Source organism: Thiothrix sp. (genome assembly GCF_028714775.1).
Taxonomy (GTDB): Bacteria; Pseudomonadota; Gammaproteobacteria; order Thiotrichales; family Thiotrichaceae; genus Thiothrix.
In genome coordinates, this window is record NZ_JAQTLS010000009.1 from 93995 (window position 1) to 114885 (window position 20891).

The 20891-nt window shown below is 53.9% G+C and carries 25 protein-coding genes and 1 tRNA gene; 15 read left to right on the forward strand and 11 right to left on the reverse strand.

Annotated elements, in window-relative coordinates; genetic code table 11:
* The first annotated feature begins 77 nt into the window (after nt 1–77).
* Nucleotides 78–869: a TerC family protein gene (locus PHE17_RS10105; RefSeq protein WP_301015725.1), complete on the forward strand. Its 792-nt coding sequence runs from the start codon at nt 78–80 to the stop codon at nt 867–869.
* A 1-nt stretch (nt 870) separates the two neighbouring features.
* The gene (locus tag PHE17_RS10110) at nt 871–1803 is read left to right on the forward strand and encodes an esterase-like activity of phytase family protein (RefSeq protein WP_301015726.1); all 933 of its coding nucleotides are present in this window, start codon (nt 871–873) and stop codon (nt 1801–1803) included.
* Between the two features lies 1 nt (nt 1804).
* On the opposite strand, the gene PHE17_RS10115 is transcribed toward PHE17_RS10110, so the two are convergent.
* Nucleotides 1805–2419 (reverse strand): SCP2 sterol-binding domain-containing protein, encoded by a 615-nt coding sequence (locus PHE17_RS10115; RefSeq protein WP_301015727.1) that lies wholly within the window; start codon nt 2417–2419, stop codon nt 1805–1807.
* Nucleotides 2420–2773: 354 nt separating this feature from the next.
* On the opposite strand from PHE17_RS10115, the gene msrP reads away from it, so the two are divergent.
* Both msrP and PHE17_RS10125 read left to right on the forward strand, forming a co-directional pair.
* Complete coding sequence (msrP, locus tag PHE17_RS10120) at nt 2774–3688, forward strand: protein-methionine-sulfoxide reductase catalytic subunit MsrP (RefSeq protein ID WP_301015728.1); 915 nt, start codon at nt 2774–2776, stop codon at nt 3686–3688.
* Nucleotides 3688–4287, forward strand: coding sequence for a protein-methionine-sulfoxide reductase heme-binding subunit MsrQ (locus PHE17_RS10125; RefSeq protein WP_301015729.1), 600 nt, complete (start codon nt 3688–3690; stop codon nt 4285–4287). The genes msrP and PHE17_RS10125 overlap by 1 nt, the downstream gene beginning before the upstream one ends.
* Before the next feature lie 5 nt (nt 4288–4292).
* Here the strand turns inward: PHE17_RS10125 and PHE17_RS10130 are convergent, their stop codons facing one another.
* Nucleotides 4293–4595 (reverse strand): hypothetical protein, encoded by a 303-nt coding sequence (locus PHE17_RS10130; protein WP_301015730.1) that lies wholly within the window; start codon nt 4593–4595, stop codon nt 4293–4295.
* Between the two features lie 155 nt (nt 4596–4750).
* Between PHE17_RS10130 and PHE17_RS10135 the strand changes: the two genes are divergently transcribed.
* The 4 genes from PHE17_RS10135 (at nt 4751) to PHE17_RS10150 (ending at nt 8013) form a co-directional block, all read left to right on the forward strand.
* A complete protein-coding gene (locus PHE17_RS10135) occupies nt 4751–5383 on the forward strand; it encodes a zinc ribbon domain-containing protein (protein WP_301015731.1) in 633 nt (210 codons plus the stop codon).
* A gap of 70 nt (nt 5384–5453) precedes the next feature.
* Complete coding sequence (locus tag PHE17_RS10140; RefSeq protein WP_301015732.1) at nt 5454–5693, forward strand: hypothetical protein; 240 nt, start codon at nt 5454–5456, stop codon at nt 5691–5693.
* Nucleotides 5690–6103 (forward strand): type II toxin-antitoxin system VapC family toxin, encoded by a 414-nt coding sequence (locus tag PHE17_RS10145; protein WP_301015733.1) that lies wholly within the window; start codon nt 5690–5692, stop codon nt 6101–6103. The genes PHE17_RS10140 and PHE17_RS10145 overlap by 4 nt, the downstream gene beginning before the upstream one ends.
* 2 nt (nt 6104–6105) lie before the next feature.
* A complete protein-coding gene (locus PHE17_RS10150; protein ID WP_301015734.1) occupies nt 6106–8013 on the forward strand; it encodes an ATP-binding cassette domain-containing protein in 1908 nt (635 codons plus the stop codon).
* On the opposite strand, the gene PHE17_RS10155 is transcribed toward PHE17_RS10150, so the two are convergent.
* Nucleotides 8010–8888, reverse strand: a complete 879-nt coding sequence (locus PHE17_RS10155) for a 5'-3' exonuclease H3TH domain-containing protein (protein ID WP_301015735.1) — start codon at nt 8886–8888, stop codon at nt 8010–8012. The two genes, PHE17_RS10150 and PHE17_RS10155, sit on opposite strands and share 4 nt — an antisense overlap.
* A 114-nt stretch (nt 8889–9002) precedes the next feature.
* On the opposite strand from PHE17_RS10155, the gene PHE17_RS10160 reads away from it, so the two are divergent.
* Nucleotides 9003–9602, forward strand: a complete 600-nt coding sequence (locus PHE17_RS10160; RefSeq protein ID WP_301015736.1) for a DUF1131 family protein — start codon at nt 9003–9005, stop codon at nt 9600–9602.
* Here the strand turns inward: PHE17_RS10160 and PHE17_RS10165 are convergent.
* The 3 genes from PHE17_RS10165 to PHE17_RS10175 are packed head-to-tail and all read right to left on the reverse strand — an operon-like array spanning nt 9599 to nt 11135.
* The gene (locus PHE17_RS10165; RefSeq protein WP_301015737.1) at nt 9599–9865 is read right to left on the reverse strand and encodes an oxidative damage protection protein; all 267 of its coding nucleotides are present in this window, start codon (nt 9863–9865) and stop codon (nt 9599–9601) included. The genes PHE17_RS10160 and PHE17_RS10165 overlap by 4 nt on opposite strands.
* Nucleotides 9866–9874: 9 nt before the next feature.
* The gene (gene mutY, locus PHE17_RS10170; protein ID WP_301015738.1) at nt 9875–10921 is read right to left on the reverse strand and encodes an A/G-specific adenine glycosylase; all 1047 of its coding nucleotides are present in this window, start codon (nt 10919–10921) and stop codon (nt 9875–9877) included.
* On the reverse strand, nt 10914–11135 hold the full coding sequence (locus PHE17_RS10175; protein ID WP_363320100.1) for a GDCCVxC domain-containing (seleno)protein: 222 nt from the start codon (nt 11133–11135) through the stop codon (nt 10914–10916). The genes mutY and PHE17_RS10175 overlap by 8 nt, the downstream gene beginning before the upstream one ends.
* A 58-nt stretch (nt 11136–11193) precedes the next feature.
* Between PHE17_RS10175 and PHE17_RS10180 the strand changes: the two genes are divergently transcribed.
* The 3 genes from PHE17_RS10180 to lysA all read left to right on the forward strand — a co-directional run bounded on the left by PHE17_RS10180 (nt 11194) and on the right by lysA (nt 12706).
* Nucleotides 11194–11267: transfer RNA gene (locus PHE17_RS10180), tRNA-Gly, on the forward strand.
* A 68-nt stretch (nt 11268–11335) separates the two neighbouring features.
* Nucleotides 11336–11452, forward strand: a complete 117-nt coding sequence (locus PHE17_RS10185) for a lipoprotein (RefSeq protein ID WP_210219385.1) — start codon at nt 11336–11338, stop codon at nt 11450–11452.
* Nucleotides 11453–11455: 3 nt separating this feature from the next.
* Nucleotides 11456–12706, forward strand: a complete 1251-nt coding sequence (gene lysA, locus PHE17_RS10190) for a diaminopimelate decarboxylase (RefSeq protein ID WP_301015739.1) — start codon at nt 11456–11458, stop codon at nt 12704–12706.
* 58 nt (nt 12707–12764) lie between these two features.
* Here the strand turns inward: lysA and PHE17_RS10195 are convergent, their stop codons facing one another.
* The 4 genes from PHE17_RS10195 to PHE17_RS10210 all read right to left on the reverse strand — a co-directional run bounded on the left by PHE17_RS10195 (nt 12765) and on the right by PHE17_RS10210 (nt 17822).
* Nucleotides 12765–14075, reverse strand: coding sequence for a DUF2330 domain-containing protein (locus tag PHE17_RS10195; RefSeq protein WP_301015740.1), 1311 nt, complete (start codon nt 14073–14075; stop codon nt 12765–12767).
* Nucleotides 14072–14887 (reverse strand): RnfABCDGE type electron transport complex subunit D, encoded by an 816-nt coding sequence (locus PHE17_RS10200; RefSeq protein WP_301015741.1) that lies wholly within the window; start codon nt 14885–14887, stop codon nt 14072–14074. Before PHE17_RS10200 ends, PHE17_RS10195 begins: the two co-directional genes overlap by 4 nt.
* A 17-nt stretch (nt 14888–14904) precedes the next feature.
* A complete protein-coding gene (locus PHE17_RS10205; RefSeq protein ID WP_301015742.1) occupies nt 14905–17109 on the reverse strand; it encodes an adenylate/guanylate cyclase domain-containing protein in 2205 nt (734 codons plus the stop codon).
* A 71-nt stretch (nt 17110–17180) separates the two neighbouring features.
* Nucleotides 17181–17822, reverse strand: a complete 642-nt coding sequence (locus tag PHE17_RS10210; protein WP_301015743.1) for a Crp/Fnr family transcriptional regulator — start codon at nt 17820–17822, stop codon at nt 17181–17183.
* Nucleotides 17823–18005: 183 nt separating this feature from the next.
* Here PHE17_RS10210 and PHE17_RS10215 point away from each other — a divergent pair, with 183 nt between their 5' ends.
* Nucleotides 18006–18338 (forward strand): hypothetical protein, encoded by a 333-nt coding sequence (locus PHE17_RS10215; RefSeq protein ID WP_301015744.1) that lies wholly within the window; start codon nt 18006–18008, stop codon nt 18336–18338.
* Between the two features lie 6 nt (nt 18339–18344).
* Here PHE17_RS10215 and PHE17_RS10220 read toward each other — a convergent pair whose 3' ends face one another.
* Nucleotides 18345–19250: a zinc ABC transporter substrate-binding protein gene (locus PHE17_RS10220; protein WP_301015745.1), complete on the reverse strand. Its 906-nt coding sequence runs from the start codon at nt 19248–19250 to the stop codon at nt 18345–18347.
* Between the two features lie 30 nt (nt 19251–19280).
* On the opposite strand from PHE17_RS10220, the gene znuC reads away from it, so the two are divergent.
* Together znuC and PHE17_RS10230 are read left to right on the forward strand one after the other, a co-directional pair.
* A complete protein-coding gene (znuC, locus tag PHE17_RS10225; RefSeq protein WP_301015746.1) occupies nt 19281–20054 on the forward strand; it encodes a zinc ABC transporter ATP-binding protein ZnuC in 774 nt (257 codons plus the stop codon).
* A complete protein-coding gene (locus PHE17_RS10230; protein WP_301015747.1) occupies nt 20047–20835 on the forward strand; it encodes an iron chelate uptake ABC transporter family permease subunit in 789 nt (262 codons plus the stop codon). Before znuC ends, PHE17_RS10230 begins: the two co-directional genes overlap by 8 nt.
* The last annotated feature ends 56 nt before the right edge of the window (nt 20836–20891 follow it).

The window sequence follows — 20891 nt, forward strand, 5'->3', positions numbered from 1 at the left end:
TGTACTGTGGGGGTATCTGGTAGAACACCTGCGCTCATATTAGACTTGCGCCAATTTTTCTGTAAAGGCATCTATAAATGGAATGGGTATCAGACATTAATATCTGGAGTTCACTGTTGACGCTGACAGTGCTGGAGATCGTGCTGGGTATCGACAATATCATTTTCCTGACCTTGCTGGTCGCTAAAGTGCCAGAACACAAGCGCAACTTCGCCCGCCAGTTTGGTTTGTTGGCAGCGATGGGGACGCGGATTTTACTGTTGCTGTCGGTGGCATGGTTGGCGCGTCTGGTTGCACCGTTGTTTGAAGTCATGGGACACGAGGTTTCCGGGCGCGACTTGGTGTTACTGTTTGGGGGCTTGTTCCTGATCTATAAAGCGGTTTCGGAAATTCATGGCAGTCTGGAAGGCGGCGATGAAATGCATGGCCCCAAGCACGTTGCTGATGTGCTGCTGCTGGTAATTATACAAATTGCGGTGATTGACATCGTGTTTTCACTGGATTCGGTCATTACTGCTGTGGGCTTGGCGGAGCATGTAGAAGTCATGGTGGCAGCGATTGTGATTGCCATCGGGGTGATGATGTTTGCCGCTAAGCCGATTGGTGATTTCGTTGAAACCCACCCTACGGTAAAAATGTTGGCATTGGCTTTCCTTGTGTTGGTTGGTGTGGCACTGGTGGCGGAGGGTATGGGCGAAGAAATTCCTAAAGGCTATTTGTATTTCGCGATGGCATTCTCGTTTGGTGTGGAAATGCTCAACTTGCGTTTGCGTAAGTCTGATGAGCCAGTGCGTTTGCATCAGATTTACGATGATGAGCAGCGTGAGGCGGATGAGGCCGCACGTAAAGCGGCAGAGCGGGAATCATAGGATGGGCATAGCACGGATGCTTATGCCGCTGTGGTTGTTGCTGGCGGGAGTGTTGCCTGCCTCCAGCCATGCAGGTACACCGCAACTGCAAGTGCTTGACAGTTTTGTGATCCCTGCCGATAAGGTTGATGGGGTTAGGGTCAGTGAGCTTTCCGGTTTGGCGTGGGATGAAGACGAGCAGTTGTTGTATGCCGTTTCTGACCGGGGCGATGTGTTCCATTTCCGGCTGAAGTTGGAGGATGGCAGGATTATGGCGGTCGACCCGGTGTTTGCCGCTAAATTGCTGGACAGCAAAGGCAATGAACTGAAAAAGAAACGCCGCGATTCGGAAGGGCTGGCAGTGCTCAATGCCGCGAATGGCAAGCCGGGGGATACGCAATTGGTGATTTCCTTGGAAGGCGAGCCGAGGGTGGTGCGTTTCACCCCTCAAGGCCGGGCGATCCAGAATATCGGGTTGCCCCGTGCCTTGGATAAGAAAAACCTGCGGCACGGGAATGATGGGTTGGAAGCAGTTACGATCCACCCGCGTTACGGCGTGATCACTGCGCCAGAGATGCCTTTGAAAGGCCAGCCGGAAAATTGGCATACCCTCTATTCGACCACGGGGCGCGAATGGTCATTCACTGCTTATCCGGCGGAAAATAGCGGCATTTCTGCCTTGGAAGCGCTGCCGGATGGTAATTTGTTGGTGTTGGAACGCGCTTGGTCAGGGTTCCCTAGCCCTTTGGTGGTTAGCTTACGCTATCTGGATTTTAGGCAGTGTGACAAAGGGGGCGCGTGTACCTTGCAGGATTTGCAGGTGTTCTCCAGCCATCTGTTGATGGATAACTACGAAGGGCTTACCCACGTGAGTGGCAACCAATACCTGCTGGTCAGCGACGATGGTGGCGGGGATTGGCAACGTACCGTGCTGACCTTGTTTACGCTGGATTAGCTTAACGGTTTTCCAGCCGTTTGAGCCGCGCGTCAAGACGGTCAACGTCCATACGCAAGGTGTCCACCGCATCAAGATAGTGGCGGATTTCAGCATCAGCGGGCAACACCCGCGCTTCTTCCTGTAAGTATTCCTGTGTATTCAAGCGCATGGCGTGGGCGGAACTGCCCAGCCAGCCTTTGGCATTGCGTACCACTTGCCCCATTTGGTGCGCGAGCACATCACCTACCGCACGGGAAAGCAATTCTTCCCAATCCACGTCGATTTCGCGCAGGATTTGGCTGAAACGGTTGCCCAAGCCCATATCGCCTTCAAGTTTAATGCCCTGTTCCAACATGGCTTTACCGCTATCTTCGGCGGCGGAAAGACGCATCAGTGCCAGTGCTGAGCCGTGGATGGTTACGTCCGGTTCTGCATCGTAGGCGGTGGTAACGCGCACGCTGTCTGCGGTTGGCAGGAAATAGAGCCGCAGGTCGGGGTTGCTGATGTGCAGGCAAATCAGTTTGCCCTGCAAGGTTTGCAGGCGGGTGAGGGCAGAGCCGTGGGTTTCGGCATCCAGCTTCAGCCACGTATTGAAGGCGGTTTCGAGGGTGGCGGTGAGTGCGGCGAACAACATGGGCTAAATCCTTGTGGCGGTGTCCAATAGCTGCAAATCATACTACAAGTTATTTATCGGGCATTAGATTATTCTGTTCAGTTTTCATTAATCTTTCATTCACTTTCGGTTCAGCTTGTGGCACTATTAGCTCAACCAGAAACAAGTGTAGTTTGGTGACAGGAAGTCTCAATCATAACAATAAGGAAGAAGCAACATACGCGGAAACTTAGCCCTTTTCCCCGTCTTGTTTTGGTGTATAACAAACAATTATCTCTGGAAAGCCCATTGCGCCGTATGTCCCCTCATACGGCGCAAGTTTTTTTGTGTTCCCCACTATTCTTTGGTGTAATGACTTCAACTAGGAGCCACACCATGCTAATAAAACGCCCATCTGACATCCGTGAACACGAAGTAACCGATTTTGCGCTTTACCAGCGTCGCCGCGAATTCCTCAAAACTTTGGGTGGTTTTGCGCTGTTGGGGGCAAGTGGCCTGCCTTTGGTCGCGCACGGTAAATCCGCATTTTCAACGGATGACGAACCGACCCCTTACGACGATATTGTCAATTACAACAATTTCATTGAACTCGGCACGGGCAAGGAAGCACCGGCTGAAAATGCTGCCTTGCTGAAAACCTCCCCGTGGAGCGTCACCGTTGATGGCGAATGCGCCAAACCCGGTCAATTTACCTTGGAAGACATCCTCAAACCGCACCCCACCGAAGAACGCATTTACCGCCTGCGTTGTGTGGAGGGCTGGTCGATGGTGATTCCGTGGCAGGGTTTTCCGCTCGCGGCCTTGCTCAAACGTTTTCAGCCGACTTCCAAAGCCAAATACGTGAGCTTTGAAACATTGTTGGATCGGGCGCGGATGCCGGGGCAGAAGCGCAACCCGATTGGTTGGCCTTACACGGAAGGTTTACGTATGGATGAGGCGATGCACCCGCTGAGCTTCATTGCTACCGGGTTGTATGGCGCAACCTTACCTGCCCAAAGCGGTGCACCGCTGCGCTTGGTTGTGCCGTGGAAATACGGTTACAAGAGCATCAAATCCATCGTGCGTATTCGTTTTGTTGAGCAGCAACCCGCCACCAGTTGGTCGGTGGAAGTGCCGGATGAATACGGCTTTTACGCCAACGTTAACCCCGAAGTGGATCACCCGCGCTGGAGTCAACGTAAAGAGCGCCGCATCGGTGAATTCCTCAAGCGCGAAACCCTGCCGTTCAATGGCTATGCCGAACAGGTGGCGAGCCTGTACAGCGGCATGGATTTGCGGGCAAATTTCTGATGCAAATCCGTGAGCCGTATTTCACCAAGCTGTTTAAGCCTGCGGTGTTCCTGTTGGCACTGGTTCCGTTGGTGTTGCTGGGTTTGGGGGTATGGCAGGATACGCTGGGGGCAAACCCGATTGAAAAACTGACGCGCAGTTTGGGTGAGTGGGCGTTGCGTTTCCTGCTGTTGACGCTGCTGGTTTCACCCTTGCGGCGTGTCACGGGCTGGACGCAGATATTGCGCTTGCGGCGGATGCTGGGGTTGTTCGCGTTCTTTTACGCCACGCTACACCTGTGCAGCTACGTGGTGCTTGACCAGTTTTTTGATTGGGCGGAAATCTGGCGCGACATCCTCAAACGCCCGTTCATCACCGTGGGGATGCTCACTTTCCTGCTGCTATTGCCGTTGGCGCTGACTTCGTTCAAGCTGGCAATGCGTAAGTTGGGGCGTAACTGGTCACGTCTGCACAAGTTGGTTTACCCACTGACGATGCTGGCGGTGCTGCATTTCTGGTGGCTGGCGGATAGCAAAGCTCGAACAGACATGCCGCTGCTGTACACGGTATTACTGGCTATCTTACTGGGCGAACGCTTGTATCAGGCAGCGCGGAAGTAGGGCGTTCAGTAACTGCGGTTGTTACTCAGGCAATGTTCGATACCGTGCTGGATTTCCCGTTCCATTTTTTCAGCATCGTGGATGTGCATGTGCGCCCCGATGAATGAAACCACGCGGCGGGGAAGCCATTGCGCATCTTCCATGGGGGCGATCACGGCGGCGTAAAGGTCTTTGCCATTTTCCAGAAAGCTGCAAATCAAGTTTTTGAGGGCGGATTCGTCGGCAATCACGTACATGGCGAATTGCCGGGCGTGTTGGCTGACCGTCACGAAATTTCCATGTGAAACGGTGATGATGGGGTTTTTCATCGTTATGCTCCTGCGGTGCGGTATTTGTCTTTATTTCGGTTCATTTGACCGGACAGTGTGGGGGTGGTGGGGGTGTAAAGCAAGCCTACACCCGACTGGCGTCACTGGTATTATCCCTTGCTTAGGCACGGCACATTCAAATCACGAGGTTATGTATGGCACTGATGGATTGTCCTGAATGCAAACGGCAGATCAGCTCGCGGGTGACAGTGTGCCCGCATTGCGGCTTCCCGATTTTGTCGGCGCTGGAAAAAGACCACGCCAGCACCCAAAAAGCCAAGGGCTGGGTGGTTAACTTTCTGGCGCTACCGGCGCTGTTAGGGTCGGGTTGGTTGCAATTGCTGGCAAGCAAACTGGGGATTGAATTGCCGGAGTTCGGTTTCGGCGAAGCGAAAAGCTTTGGTGAAGTGCTGATCCTGACCGCGCCGTTGACGTTGGGCATCACTTTCATGGTGTTGGCCTTGCTGCGCGGTTGGCTGGCAAGTTTCTATACCATCATGGCTGCGGGGGCGTTGGTGCTGGCGGGTACGTCGTACCTTGGCATCCATCTCGTGCCGTGGTTTGGGCTTGACCCCGATGTGCTGTCAGTCGCGGCTTCGCGTGCGGGATTGGGTGGGTTCACCAGCTATTTTTCACTGGAAAACATTACGAAATTCCTCATCTGGCTGCTGTTCGGCTATTGGCAAAGTTTCGGCTGGTGGTATTTCGTGTCGTCGTTTGTGGTCGGTGGGTATATCGGGTGGTGGTTGCACAAGGATATGTTGCGGCGGTGGTTGGATGAGGTTTAATTGGTAAGCCGCGAAGTCATCGTGCGTTTTGCGGTATACTGGCAGCACGGCAAGAAATGGGAGAAACAACATGGTTAGCGCAGAAACAATTTTTCAAAAGGCACAACGGCTTGATGTCTTCCGGTTACAGGAACTGGCGGATTTTCTCGACTTTTTGCTGAGCAAACAGCCTGTTGTCCAGAAAAAATCATCAGCATTTCCGCCAACTCAAATTGAATGGCCTCAAAATAGACCTGTCTATCAAGGCAAGCCATTGTCTATTGAGGAAATGGATGAGGCGATCGAGTATGAGGCAGGTTTGCATAAATGATTGCGGTTGATACCAATATTCTGGTGCGTTATGCCGTCAATGATGATCCAGAGCAAGCATTCCTTGCCGCTACCTTTTTGAATGAAAATCACTGCTTCGTACAGCACACGGTATTGCTAGAAACAGTGTGGGTACTGGGGGCGAAAAGTACTTATAACATGCCCAAAGAAGAGATTTTGGGCTGGATTCGCCGCATTTTAGGATTGCCTAATGTTACGACGCAAGATGAAGCTGCTGTTGCCAAAGCCTTGGAATGGTATGAAGCAGGTATGGATTTTGCGGATGCACTGCACTTCGCAACCAGTCATGGTTTAGTAGGGTTTGCCACATTTGACCGCAGAATGCGTAACAAGGCTACCCAGCTAAATGCCCCACAAACGCTAATTTTCATTGGCAAAGAACTCCACTAACTATGCTAGTTTTCTCCAATCTCGGTTTGCGGCGCGGTAGCAAGGAATTGCTCGGTGCGGCGACATTAAACATCCATCCGGGGCAACGGGTCGGTTTGACGGGCGCGAATGGCACAGGCAAGTCCAGCCTGTTTTCACTGATCCGGGGCGAACTGTCGCCAGACGTGGGCAATTTCAGCATTCCCACCAGTTGGGTGATTGCGCATGTGAAGCAAGAAACCCCCGCCACTGACACCAGTGCGCTGGATTACGCGCTCGAAGGCGATGCCGAATACGTCAGCCTGAAAGCGCAATTGGAACATGCCGACGGGATGCATCTTGGCGAGTTATACACCAAGCTCGAAGCGATTGACGGCTACACCACCGAAAGCCGCGCTGCTACTTTGCTGCACGGTTTGGGTTTTAAACCCGAAGAAATCCGCAACCCTGTTTCCAGTTTCTCCGGCGGTTGGCGGATGCGCCTTAACCTCGTGCAAGCCCTGATGTGCCGTTCCGACCTGCTGCTGCTGGACGAACCGACCAACCACCTTGACCTCGATGCGGTCATCTGGCTGCAAGATTGGTTGAAAAGCTATCGTGGCACGCTGCTGCTGATTTCACATGACCGTGAGTTTCTGGACGCGATTTGCACCCAGATTGCGCACATCGAACAAAGCCGCCTCACGCTCTACACCGGCAACTATTCCACCTTTGAAGTCACGCGCACCGAACGCCTTGCGCAACAGCAATCTGCTTTCCAGAAGCAGCAGCGCGAACGGGCGCACATCCAAAGTTACGTCGACCGTTTCCGCGCCCAAGCCACCAAAGCACGCCAAGCCCAAAGCCGTTTGAAAGCGCTGGAACGCATGGAAACCATCGGCCCTGCGCACGTCGATTCACCGTTTACCTTCAGTTTTAAAGCGCCAGCGAAATTGCCCGACCGCTTGCTGCATGTGGATAAAGTCAGCATCGGTTATGGCGACAAAAGCATCGTTTCTGGTATCGAATTGCAAATCATGCCCGGTGAACGCATTGGTTTGATCGGCCCTAACGGCGCGGGGAAATCCACCCTGATCAAGTTCATGGCTGGCCTATTACCCGCGCAACGTGGTGAAAGCTGGCAGGCCGCCGACATCAAAATCGGTTACTTTGCCCAGCACCAACTGGAGCAACTGAAAATCGACCAGTCGCCGCTGCAACATTTGCGCGAACTCGACAAGCAAGCCCGTGAGCAGGATTTGCGTAACTACCTCGGCGGTTTTGCTTTCCAAGGCACGCGGGTGGATGAGGCCATTGAGCCGTTTTCCGGCGGTGAAAAAGCGCGTTTGGCGCTGGCTTTATTGATTTACCAACGCCCCAATTTGTTGCTGCTGGACGAACCAACTAACCACCTTGACCTCGATATGCGCCTTGCCCTGAGCATGGCTTTGCAGGATTACGTGGGGGCAATGGTGATCGTCTCGCATGACCGCCACATGCTGAAAATGGTGACGGACAAGCTGCTACTGGTGGAAGGTGGCAAAGCGCAAGAGTTCGACGGCGACTTGGACGATTATGCCGTGTGGCTGCAAAACCGCTTCCGTGCCGAGGAACAAGCTGCCGGATTGGGCGATGCTCCGGCTGCTCCCGTTGCCTCCCACAGTGCCGCAGGGCGCAAAGACCAGCGCCGCGAAGCTGCCGAAAAGCGCAAACGCTTCCAACCGCTCAAGCAACAAGCGGATAAGCTGGAAAAGGAAATCGACAAGCTCAACCAGCAAAAAGCCGCGCTGGAAGCACAACTCGCAGCCCCGGATACGCACAGCGAGGCCAACAAGCCTAAGCTGAAAAAACTGCTGGCAGACCAGCTTGCATTGGAAGCCAAGTTAGGTGAGGCGGAGTTGAAGTGGATGGAGGCGAGTGAGGCGTATGATGCGGCGATCGCGGGCGATTAAATCTTCGCCCACAAGGTAAACTGCTGCTCACTCAACCCCAACTGTTCACACAATGCCTGCAATCGCCCCAAGTCCTTATCCCCCCGCCGTAAATCGGTGGGGATTTCCGGCACATCGCAATAAATCCCAGTCAATTGCCGCGCCAGTCGCACCGCATCTTGGTGCTTTTCCACCAGCCCTTGCAGGCGTTTTGCGCCAAAGGTTTTCATTTGCCCGATTTCGGGGATGCGTGACAGCAGTATTTCCACCGTATTGAATTTCTGCAACAACTTGGCGGCGGTAGACATGCCAATGCCCGGAATGCCGGGAATATTATCCGCCACATCCCCCGCGATGGCTAATTGGTCGGGGATTTGCGCAGGCCATACGCCGAATTCGCGTTTCACCCCGCCCTTGGGCAGTGCTTGGCGTTTGGCGTAATCCCACCAAATGTCGTGTTCGCCGACCAGTTGCGCCAAGTCTTTGTCGCCGCTGATGATCATGCAGGCTTGCCCGTTTTCGCGCTGCTGTTTCACCCACGTACCGATCACGTCATCGGCCTCATGATGTTGGCTAGCGGTTTGCACAATTCCTAATGCATCGAGAAAGTCGCGGCACAGTTGGAATTGGAGTTTGAGTTCACTGGGGGCAGGGGAACGGTTGCCTTTATAGCCGGGGTAAATGGCCTTGCGTTGCGAGGTGAGCAAGCTGGTGTCAAAGGCGAATGCGATGGCTTGCGGCTGTTCGGTTTGCAGCAGGTTGTAAACAAAGCGCAGGAACCCCAGCACCGCATTCACCGGATTTCCTTCGCAGTCCTGCTGGATAGGTTGGCGCACGAACCACGGGCGGAACACGTAAATGCTGGCATCGACTAACCAAACGGGGTTTTCAGGCATGTGTTTTTCTTGGGGCAAGGATAAGTTTTTGGACTATAACCATAAGAGCATAAAAATGCACGGCTGGGCTTTTTATGAAAGAATGGGGAATGCGTTTTTGTTGGAGGAACGGGTATGCTGAATTTACGTGCAATTAGTTGGATCGGGCTGGCAATCTGTGCAGCCGTTAGCATGACGGGTTGCGGCGATAAGTCAGATACCGGCAAGAAAGCCAGCGTCAAGCCTGTGGAAATGTTATCCGTCGACGGTATCGGCCCAATTAATGCACAGACGCCATTTAACCTGCACGATATTACCGCCGCCTTTCAGGGCTTCAATGTCAGTCAGCACACTAATTATACCGAAGGCCAGCAATACCCCGTGATTGAGGTGGCAAAAGACCTGAAAACCTTGCTGGTCATCAACCCCGACGTTAAACAGGAAAAAATCTTTTCCGTGATGGTGCAAGATAACCTGATCGGCAACCGCCTTGGACATTCCATCGGCATGGCCTTTGCCGACATTTACGCCTACGGGCAAACCGAGGAGTGCGCGGCGGGGGCGGAAGAGCTTTCCGGTAAAGTGCTGTGTTACGCGCCTAAAACCGGCAATATCCTCTACCAATTTGGCGGAAGCTGGAGCGGGCCAAACGGTACGGTTCCGCCTAAAGACGTGTTGGCAGGCTGGAAAATGGAATCCATGATCTGGAAACCACTTTCCCCACGAGCGCCTTAAACCGGCTTAAAATTCTCAATCGTGCTCGCGCCACCGCCGAAGAAGAACTTTTCCATTTCCTCTTCCAGAAACTTGCGGTGTTGTGGGTTGATGGGGCTAAGGCGGTATTCGTTGATCAGCATGGTTTGCTGGCGCAGCCATTTGCCCCACGCTTCTTTGGATACATGCTCAAATACGCGCTTGCCCAAGACGCCGGGGTAAGTTTGCATTGCCAATCCTTCTGCTTCACGTCCCAGATGGACGCAGTTCACCATGCGTGTCATGTCGTTTCCTCAAATTGCTTGTGTGCTGAAAAAGGTGCGGACTGCGGCGGAAAGCCCGCCATTCAGTTCTGAGCCTGCTTTATACCAGAGCCAGCTTGCGCCTTCCATTATCCTTGCTGGCTGAGCGTCCAAATCCACCCGCAGTGGTTGCAGGTGCAGGCGGTAATGCGAAAACGTGTGGGTCAATACCGGCAATTTTTCCGCCGAAATACGCGCATGGGTGCAATGGGTCTGTAGCCATTCGCCCATGTCGGTTTCATCGACAAATTCGGGGAAGCTCCATAATCCGCCCCAAATGCCCGTCGGGGGGCGTTTCTGTAACAAGATTTCACCCGCTGCATTACGCAGCAATAACGCGATGGCAGTTTTTTCGGGCAATACTTTACTGGGGCGTTTGTTGGGGTAAAGCGTTTGTTGGCCTTGTTTGAAGGCTAGGCAATCCGCCTGCAAGGGGCACAGCAGGCATGCGGGTTTGCTGCGGGTACACAGGGTTGCGCCCATATCCATCATCGCTTGGGTGTAATCGGCATTGCGGGTGCGGGGTAAATGTTGCGCGGCGTATTCCCACAAACGTTGCAGGGTGCGGGTTTCGCCTGTCCAACCGTCGATGGCGTGGTAACGTGCCAGTACGCGCTTAACGTTGCCATCAAGGATCGCGTGCGGCTGCCCGTGGCTGAGCGAGAGGATCGCGCCAGCGGTGGAACGCCCGATTCCCGGTAAGGCTTCCATGCCCGCCAGATCGGTGGGAAATTCGCCCGTATGATTGTCGCGCACGATTTGCGCCGCTTTGTGCAAATTACGGGCGCGACTGTAATAGCCCAAGCCTTCCCACAGTTTCAACACTTCGTCTTGTGGTGCATCTGCCAGTGTCAGCACATCGGGGAAACGCTGCATAAAGCGCGTGAAATACGGGATGACGGTGGTAACTTGGGTTTGTTGCAGCATGATTTCCGACACCCACACGCGGTAGGGGGTGGGGTTGTGTTGCCACGGTAAATCCTTGCGCCCGTGCTGGTCGAACCATACCAGCACTTTGGCGGCGAACCCGTCAGCCACAGTCACTTGCACCGCAACACGCGCCACCGGCAATTTGTACGGGTGGGCAAGGATAATCGCCGTAAGAACAAAATACGCAGCAGTCGCCCGGCTTGGTTTGCAACAACGTATGGCAGTTGGTGCATTCGTATTGGTACTGGCAGGAGCTTTCCGGCATTTCCTCCTGCTTTTGGAAGCCACATATCGGGCAAGTGATGACAGATTCAAGGATCATGATTGTTCTCTTCAGCAAAACGCATTACAATTACGACCCTCTGACAGTATCCCATTGCGCGGGTGTAGTTCAATGGTAGAACGGCAGCTTCCCAAGCTGCACACGAGGGTTCGATTCCCTTCACCCGCTCCATCCTTCAGTTGCATTCCCCCGTTACCTGCCTTTATCCTGTGCTAATTCATCGTAATAGGACTGAAACCATGATGCAAAAATGGCTGGGATTGGCTATCGTACTGGCTTTGCTGGCAGGTTGTGGCAATAAAGGGCCACTGTACTTGCCGGATGACGCAAGAGCAAAACAGGAACAGGCAAAATAAACAATGGATCATTTTGAATACCGCAATGGGCAACTGCACGCCGAAAACTCGGCAGTCGCTGACATTGCCCGCGCCCACGGCACACCCTGCTACATTTATTCCCGCGCCACACTCGAACGCCACTGGCACGCTTTCAACGACGCCTTCGGTGCGCAGCCGCATCTGGTGTGTTATGCGGTGAAAGCCAACTCTAACCTTGCCATCCTCAACCTGTTTGCACGTTTGGGTTCGGGGTTTGACATCGTATCGGGCGGTGAATTGGAACGGGTACTGCGGGCAGGCGGCGATCCTAGCAAGGTCGTGTTTTCCGGCGTTGGCAAAAAAGCGGCAGAAATCCGTAAGGCGCTGGAAGTTGGCATCCGTTGTTTCAACGTCGAATCCGAGGCTGAGCTTGACCGCATCAATGATGTGGCGGGTGCGTTGGGTAAGGTTGCGCCGATCTCTTTGCGTGTCAATCCAGACGTGGATGCGCAAACCCATCCCTATATTTCCACCGGCTTGAAAGAAAACAAATTCGGTATCGAAATTAGCCGCGCCGAAGAAGTTTATTTGAAAGCTGCCGCCATGCCGCATTTGAACGTGGTCGGCATTGACTGCCACATCGGTTCGCAATTGCTGACGCTTTCGCCGTTTATGGATGCCTTGCAACGGGTGTTGGCATTGGCGGAACGGCTAGCAACGCATGGCGTCAAAGTGCATCATCTCGACATCGGTGGTGGTTTGGGCGTGCGTTACCGCGAAGGGCAGGATGCTCCCAGCCCGGCGGATTATATGGCACAATTGTTCACCGATGAACGCTTGCGCCAGTACGAAATTTTCGTCGAGCCGGGCAGGGCAATTGCGGCGAATGCGGGCATTTTGGTGACAGAGGTCGAATTCCTGAAACTGGCGGAATACAAAAACTTCGCGGTAGTCGATGCGGCGATGAACGATTTGATCCGCCCGGCCTTGTACAGCGCGTGGCAGGAAATCATCCCAGTTGTGCCGCGTGATGGCGAAACTTCAACCTACGACATCGTGGGGCCAGTGTGCGAAACGGGTGACTTTTTGGGCAAGGAACGCGACTTGAATATCCAAGCAGGCGACTTGCTGGCGGTGCGTTCGTCTGGCGCGTATGGTTTTACCATGTCCTCCAACTACAACACCCGCACGCGGGCGGCGGAAGTGATGGTGGATGGCGACGCCGTGCACGTGGTGCGCCAGCGGGAGACACTGGATGATCTGCTGCGCGGTGAGCAGGTTTTGCCTGTGTAATCAGACTCTTGCTCCCTTCCTCCCTTGAGGGGGGGAAGGGCAGGTGATGGATGGGGGATTACTCAGTCCATGACGTTGTACTCGCCACTTTCTTCAGCTTCGGCAATTGCTTGCGGATTTCATTGATATTCCATCCGGTCATTTTCGCCAAGTTTTTGGCGGCCTCATCTTGTTGTTTCGGCGCGGTTTTGTTTAGGTATTCGTTCGCGGCGGGGCAACTGGCTTCGCCTTGCCAAGGGTGGCGGACGATGTAACGCCCTTGGTAGTTTCCGGTATTGCCTGTGGTTTGGAACATCAAATCTTCGGGGAAGGTTTCGCGGTCGTAACGCACATGCAAGCGAGTGACGTAAGCATCCGCTGCGCCGCCACCCATATTATTGGCTTCCGGTTTTACCCAGAATGCGCCGAGTTCCTGTAATTCCTTGCTGGAAAGTGGGTCAGCCGCGCACGGGTCGCACCAATTCATATCCCAAGCGTATTCGAGGAATACCGCGCCGCCTTCCTTTTCGACCTGATTGCGGAACATATCGCGGTAGAAATTGGCGAACTGCTTTTTGTCCTTGATGTATTCGGGGATTTCCAAATCGCTGGGTAATTTGACGGTACGGTAATTGGTGGTTTCTACCCGTCCCTTAGGTGTCAGTGCATAAATGAACAGGTCTTGCTTGCCAGTGGAGTTCACCGTGCCGAGGCGGATCGGTAGCATGAAACGTTTTTCGCGGTAATTGACCTGAATTGGGCGCAACTGGGTGAAACCTGTTTTGGAGTATTCCTTGAGGTTAACCTTGGCGATAAAGAATTTCATGTTTTGCTTGAGGTAACTGCCGATCACGGGTTCTGCCCCTTGCGGGATTTTGTAACCATTTTCGGTCAGCCAAGTGATCAAGCCGGTGCTTTCCTGCCCAGATAACACCATGATGTCGTATTCGCCCAGCGTGTATTGCGCCTCAATGGTAACGCCGAGTTCTTTGGCACGGGTTTTCGCTGGGACAGGGGCAGCCATGGGGGGCGCTGGTGTGGCTTTGCTATACATCATCTGCATACACGGGTCGTCGTCGAAATATTCCACCAGACGCGGCGCGGTGTAAGCATCCAAATGCTTGATGGTGCTGTTATTGACCAATTTGACCTGTTCTTTTTGCACGACTACGGGCACAGGAATCACCATCGCAAACTCTTTCACATCGCCTTTGAAATCGCTGCCCATGGTCACGATGCTGCGGTCAGCGTTGCGTGCATATACTACTTGGGAAGATTCATTGAATAGCCCCGTATCAGCTTTGGCAACGTAAAAGCCACAGAAAGCGGATACGTGTGTGGGCAATAGGCTCGCAGTCAGTAATGCGGCGGCACTGATTATTTTTTTCATGGGGTTTCCTCGGGTTTAGTTATCGGCTTTGACCATTCAAACGCGGGGTAATTCAGCCAACGATTGAACAAAAACACGCTGGGCGATAAGGCCAGCAGTGCATACAAAAAAGCATTCGGCAGGAATAAACGGAATTGTAACCACACTGCCAGTAACGCCACGCTGACGCCGAACAATACGCGCCCAAGCGGGTGTGCTGGAGTGGTTTTTGGGTCAGACAGCATGAAAAAACTGAACAATAGTAAGGAACCGTTTTGCAGTTGATGCTGCGGAATTGTCCACGGGTCGCCCAGCCACCACGCTTTCAGGAATAACAAGCTGGTGTAAGCCAGTAAAAAACTCACCGTCGCCAACATAGTGCGCCAGCCGACCAGCCCAACCAAGCCACTGCCCGCGATTAACAGAAACAGCCACAAACCATGTCCCCATTGCCCCGGTGCTGCCCATACCTCACTGGTCAGGAGCAAGGCTATCACAATCCCAAAATTGGAGGGGTTAAACACATGCTTGCCATCCAAGCGCAGTAAAAATTTGCTGGCAATGCCCAAGGCGGCAGCCACGGCAAGCCACAGTGCAGCTTGGGCGTGTAACAGCAGCAACACCGACAAGCTGGTATTCAAGGTACTTAATAACAGGTTGGGCAGTTTAAACAGATAGCAAAATAGCCGTTGGGTAAGGAGTGCCGTGCCTATAACAGCGAGGATTTGCTGCCAAGTGATCGGAAATTCCAATACCCAGATGCCCCACAGTAGCAAGGTGGTTTGTACTGTGAGCTGGTAATGGCGTGGGTCGAGTCTGCTTAGGTACGACATAAGGCCGTTGTTGGTTGTTACTTATGCTGATGAGCATAAACGCCATCCCAGTCTTTGGGTAGGGGGGAATGCTCCAGTTGCGCGATCCGCCGTAAATAAAGTTCTGCCAGTGGGTCATGGGGTGAGCGTATGAGCAATTGCGCAAACAATTTCGCCGCCCGCGACCACTCGCGGTTCCAGTAATAATGCATGGCGCGTTCGTGCAGCTTCCACAGGTCTTGTGCCTGCGGGGACAAGTCGGTGCTGAACCCCAAGGGTTGGAACAGCAGTACGGTTTCGTGCTTACCCTTCACCTGTACCCGGTCGATGGTGCGGAACACAATGCCTTTGCATTGCCTGCGGGTATGTTCGCTGACCAAAATATCCACGGCGTAAAAGCGTGTCAGCGACTCAATCCGTGCCGCGAGGTTCACTGCGTCGCCCAGCACGGTGTAAGCGCGACGGTGGTCTGAACCCATATCGCCGACGTTCATGTCGCCGGTATTGATGCCGATCCCCAGTTGCAGCGGGGTAATGCCGAATTGGCGGAATTCATCGGCACGTTCCACCAACATCTGGCGTAACCCCAGTGCGGCTAATACCGTTTGGCGGGCATGGAGCGGTTCGCGGAGTGGCGCATTCCAAAACGCCATCACCATGTCGCCGATGTATTTATCAATCGTGCCATTGTGCTGGAAAATCACTTCCGTCGCGGCATTCAGGTAGCGGTTGAGCAGGTTTTTCAGCGCTTGCGTATCCATGCGTTCGGCGATGGAGGTGAAATTATGCAGGTCGGCGAACAGCACCGTCATTTCACGCTTTTCGCCGGTAAAACTGACCGCTTTCGGTTTTGCGAGCATCTGCTGGATGTGTTCCGGCGGCACGTATTGCCCGAACAGGTGTTGCAAACGCTTACGGTCACGGTTTTCATGCAGCAGGTCGTAAATCACAAACCATCCAGTGATAAACAGGATCAGCAGCAGGGAAGGGATCAGGTCAAGGCGGACGTGTTGGTAGTGCCACATCCAAGCATTGGCGGCGACGATGACCAGCGCCAAACCGAGACCCATCAGCAGCAAGGAGCGCGGGCCACACAAGGGGAATACTGCCAGCATCAGCGCACTGAGCACCACCAGCCCGACCAGTTCCAGCGTCAAGCCCCACGCGGGTTCCCGCAATAGGATGTCGGGGTGCAACAAGCCTTGCAGGGCATGGGCGTGGATGACAACCCCCGGCATGTCCGCCCGTACTGGGGTACTTTTCAGGTCGCCCAGTAGCAGGGAAGATGTGCCGATCATCACGATTGCCCCTTCCATCGTGTTAGGTTTGAGGCCGCCGCTGTTGCGCATGATGTCAGTGGCTTTGATGGTCTTGAACGGGTCGGTATCGGCATCATAGGGAATCAGGATTTCCCCTGTCTCATTGGTCGGGATGAAATTCCCTTTCAGCGTTATCCCGGCGTAAAACGGTTGCCCGCCGATGCTGCCGGGTTGCACTTGCCAATCCTCTTCCAGTTGGTAACGTTGTGCTGCTGCCAATGCCAGCGAAGGGTAGAGGTAACTGTCGTATTGCAGGAACAAAGGGATGCGCCGCGCTATGCCATCGTCGGTTGCCAGTAAGGTGTTCATGTAACCTTCCGCTTTGCTGGCCTGTTGCAACAGTGGCACGCTGGTGGAATAGCCAGTTGCTTCCCACGTGTTGATCATGTCCTCGGGAATTTGTTTTTGGCTGACGGGCAGTGTGCCATTCACCAAATATTCCTGATGGAAGAGGAAGCCCGTTGCCACGTCGTATTGCGCAATGGCGGCGGCAAGCTGGCGGTCAGCATCCGTAATGGGCAAGTTATTGGCAGACGAAGTGGAGCAAAAATCCGCAGTACAACTGGTGGGAAGTAGTGGGATTGGTTCGGTTTCGCCGAACAATACGTCCAGCACGATCAGCGTGGGTTCTTGTGCGCCGATGCGCTTGACCAGCTCCGCCACCCGGTCGCGGGGCCAAGGCCAACGGCCTTCGCGTTTCTGGCTGAGTTCGTCAATGTCGACGATGATGATCGGCGGCTCTTGTTCTGCGGGCGTAAAACCCTCACCCAGCCGGATACGCAGGTCATAAAGCGCCATTTCAGCGCGATCCAGCACATTCTCGATGGGGTTGGAGGAGGACACCAGTGCAAACACCAACAAGGCACTGAACAGCAAGCCGATGAGAATTTCAGGGGTATGTTCCCGGTACTTTTGCCATATCATCGGATAAATGTGGCACATTTTGCGATAAACGGCGACATTAGATTTTGTGCATCGGATAGGCGGTAAGCGGCTTACCACCGCATCGGCAGCTTACGCTCAATCACAATCTGCTTGTTTTCCATACGGATGTACCCACCTTTGCGTAAATCCCCCAGTATGCGGCTGACCATTTCGCGTGAGGAGCCGACCATTTCGGCGATGTCCTGATGGGTCAGGCGTGGGGTAATCCGGTCTTTTTCATGCAATTCCGCTTCGTTGAGCAATACCCGTGCGACCCGCCCGTACACGTCTAGCGTCGACAGTGAACAGATGGTGTCATCCATCGCCCGTAAGCGCCGCGCCAAGATACGCAGCATCGGCAATAGGTTTTCTGGGTGGGCATCAATGAAGCGCCGGAAACTGTCTTGGGTCAGGCACAGCAACCGCGCAGGCTCTACGGTCATGACCGACGCGGAACGTGGTTCGTCATCCAGCAAGCTCAACTCGCCGAAAAAATCCCCTTTATTGAGGAACGCCAGCAAGGCTTGCCGCCCTTCTTCGTCGGTGACGTAGACCTTCAGGCGGCCTTCGAGAATGATGTACAGCGAATTGCTGCGCTCGCCTTGGGTCAGGATGATGCTGTTTTTTTCGTAGCGGCATTCGTGTGCCAGTTTGAGCAGATAATCGAGTTGTTCGGTGGGCAAACTTTGGAACAGGGGGATGTCTGCAAACATGGGGTTTCCCTTCTAACTTTGGTGTGCTTCAAGTATGGCATGGATTGGGCAAGATGCCATTCAGCCGTGATGTTGGCGCGTTTAAACGGTTCAAGCGGAGGGATTTTTGGCAGAATGGTCAGGCTGGACTATGCTTTAAGGTGGGTATTGCGAGGTAATCTTAAATCTAAATGGAGTTGATTTATGCCAGCAGCAGCAACAGGACGTGAGCAAGCAGGCGTTGTACTTTCCAAACGTGGCAAGGTGACAGCAAAGCGAGCAGGTGATGAAGCACGGATTCTCAAGCGGGGCGACCCGGTTTACCTTGATGAGGCCGTGTATACGGTGAGAGGCGCGAATGTGCAGTTAAAAATGCAAGACCGCAACGTGGTGATGTTGCGTGGCGGCTGCACATTCCGTGTGAATTTGTACCATCCACGCTATTCCGTGAATGGGCAACGTTACGAGTATGTCGGGGGTGTATTGCGCGAAAGCCGCCGCGATTCCGTGCCCGCCGGATTAGGCATCACAGGTTAATGCCCGTTATTGCAGGCAGCGCTGGAAGCTGTCTGCGGCATTCTGCAACAGCGTGATGTAAGTATTTTCATCCAATGGCAGTTTCATTCCGAGCGGGTCGATTTCACCCACGTGTATGTTTGTGCCTTCCACCAGCGTTTTGACTAAGGCCGGTGGGAATTGCGGCTCTTGCAGCAGGCATACTGCCTTTTGTTGTTCAATGATTTGGCGGATGTCATGTACGTGGCGAGCACCCGGCAGGCGGGATACATCCAGCGTTACCGCGCCAGCAAAAGCCAATCCGTAATGGGTGTCGAAATGTTGCCATGCGTCATGGAAGGCGAGGTAAGGTTTCGCACGTAACGGTTCCAGTTGCTGGCGGATGTGGCTGTCAGCGGCTTGGATGCGTTGCACAAGCTGCCGCGCATTGACGGCATAGTCGGCTTGGTGCGGCGGGTCAATGGTGGCGAGGGTGCGGGCAATCCCCATGCTCATGGCGATGGCATTTTGCGGATTCAGCCAAAGGTGCAAGTCTTCAGTATTCTCCGCTTCGTGTTCGTCATGTCCGCCACGGGAATGCAAATGCTGGATGTCAGCGGCGTTGACCAACGCGACCACCTGTGTATTGCCGGATAAGTTTTCCAAGGGTTTACTGAGGAAGGTTTCCAGCCCGTTGCCGATATAAAAGATCGCGCTGGCGTTTCCCAATGTGCGCAAATCGGAAGGTTTGAGTGCGTAATGGTGCGGTGATGCGCCATCCGGCAGCAATTGGTGCAGTTCCAGCGCCTCCGCGTGTTTGCCTGCTACCGCGACGACCAGCGCTTGCACGGGCTTGATGCTGCTGATGACCAGCGGCTTTTCTTGGGTGTGTTGCTGGCAGGATTGCAAAACGGGTGCGCACAGCAGCAGGAAAATCGTTAGAATACGGAACATTTTTTCACTCTAAATTGACTATTGGCAGCCATGTCCACCACTTTATTGGCAAAACTGGAACATATTGGCCTGAGCTTCGGGCAACGTGTGATTTTGCACGATGTCAGCCTTGAAGTGTACCCGGAAAGCGTCGTGACCCTGATTGGCCCGAACGGCGCGGGGAAATCCACCTTGCTGAAAGTCTTGCTGGGTTTGCAAAAGCCTGCGCAGGGTAAGGTCTGGCAAATGCCCGGTTTGCGCGTGGGTTACGTGCCGCAACGTTTTCAGATTGACCCTCTGTTACCCTTGACGGTGGAACGTTTCATCGGTTTGACGCCAGTGCGCAGCAGTGTGGCGGTGGTCCAGCAGTGTGCGGAGGATGTCGGGGTGCAACATTTGCTGGCGCAGCCGGTGCAATCGCTGTCGGGCGGGGAATGGCAGCGGGTATTGCTGGCGCGGGCATTGCTCAATAAGCCGCAGTTGCTGGTGCTGGACGAACCCGGTCAAGGCGTTGATGTCAGCGGGTTAAGTGAGCTTTACCAACTGATTAACCGCTTGAAACAATCGCATGGTTATGGGGTGCTGATGGTGTCGCATGACCTGCATTTGGTGATGGCATCCACCGATCAGGTGCTGTGCTTGAACCGCCATATCTGTTGTTCCGGGCAGCCGGAAGCAGTGTCGCGCCACCCGGAATATTTGCGCTTGTTCGGTGATTCACGCACTGCCGGATTGGCAGTTTATACCCATCACCACGACCATCAGCACGATATGCACGGTTGCGTCGTGCCATTACCCGCATCGGGAGGGCATAAGCATGGATGATTTCGTCTGGCGTGCCTTGTTAGCCGGTTTGGCGGTGGTCTTGATGAGCGGGGTACTGGGCGTATTCCTGCTGTGGCGGCGCATGGCGTATTTCGGTGATACCTTGTCGCATTCTGCCCTTTTAGGGGTGGCGCTTGGCTTGATGACGGGCATGAATACCAATCTCTGGGTAATGTTGGTGTGTGCGCTGGTGGCTTTGCTGATGCTGTATGTGCAACACAACCCGGCGTTAGGAAGTGATACCTTACTCGGCATTATCGGGCATAGCGCCTTGGCCTTGGGGACGGTGGCACTGACTTTCCTGCCAAATGTGCGGGTTGATCTAATGGTTTACCTGTTTGGTGATATTTTAGCAGTCACGCCCCTCGATATTGGCCTGACATGGGCGTTGGCAGTGGTGGTGGTTGCGGTTATGGTGTGGTTGTGGCGTCCGTTGCTGGCGCTGACTGTCCATGCGGAATTGGCGAAAGTCGAAGGTGTGCGGGTGTGGTGGGTCAGTGCAGCTTATATGCTACTGATCGCGCTGATGGTCACGGTTGCCATGAAGGTGGTCGGTGTGTTGCTGCTGACGGCACTGTTAATTATCCCAGCAGCGACTGCACGACGTTTTGCGCGTACTCCTGAACAAATGGCGTTACTGGCGGTGGTGGTGGGGGCGTTGGCCTTGTTGGGCGGGATGGGAATGTCCCTGCAATTGGATACCCCAACTGGCCCCAGCATTGTGGTGATGGCGAGTACGCTCTTTATCGTTACGCACCTGATTCCTCGGTCAGTATCCTGATGGGATAGGCGGTTAAAAAATTATTGTGCGATGCACAACAAGATGTTACAAATTAT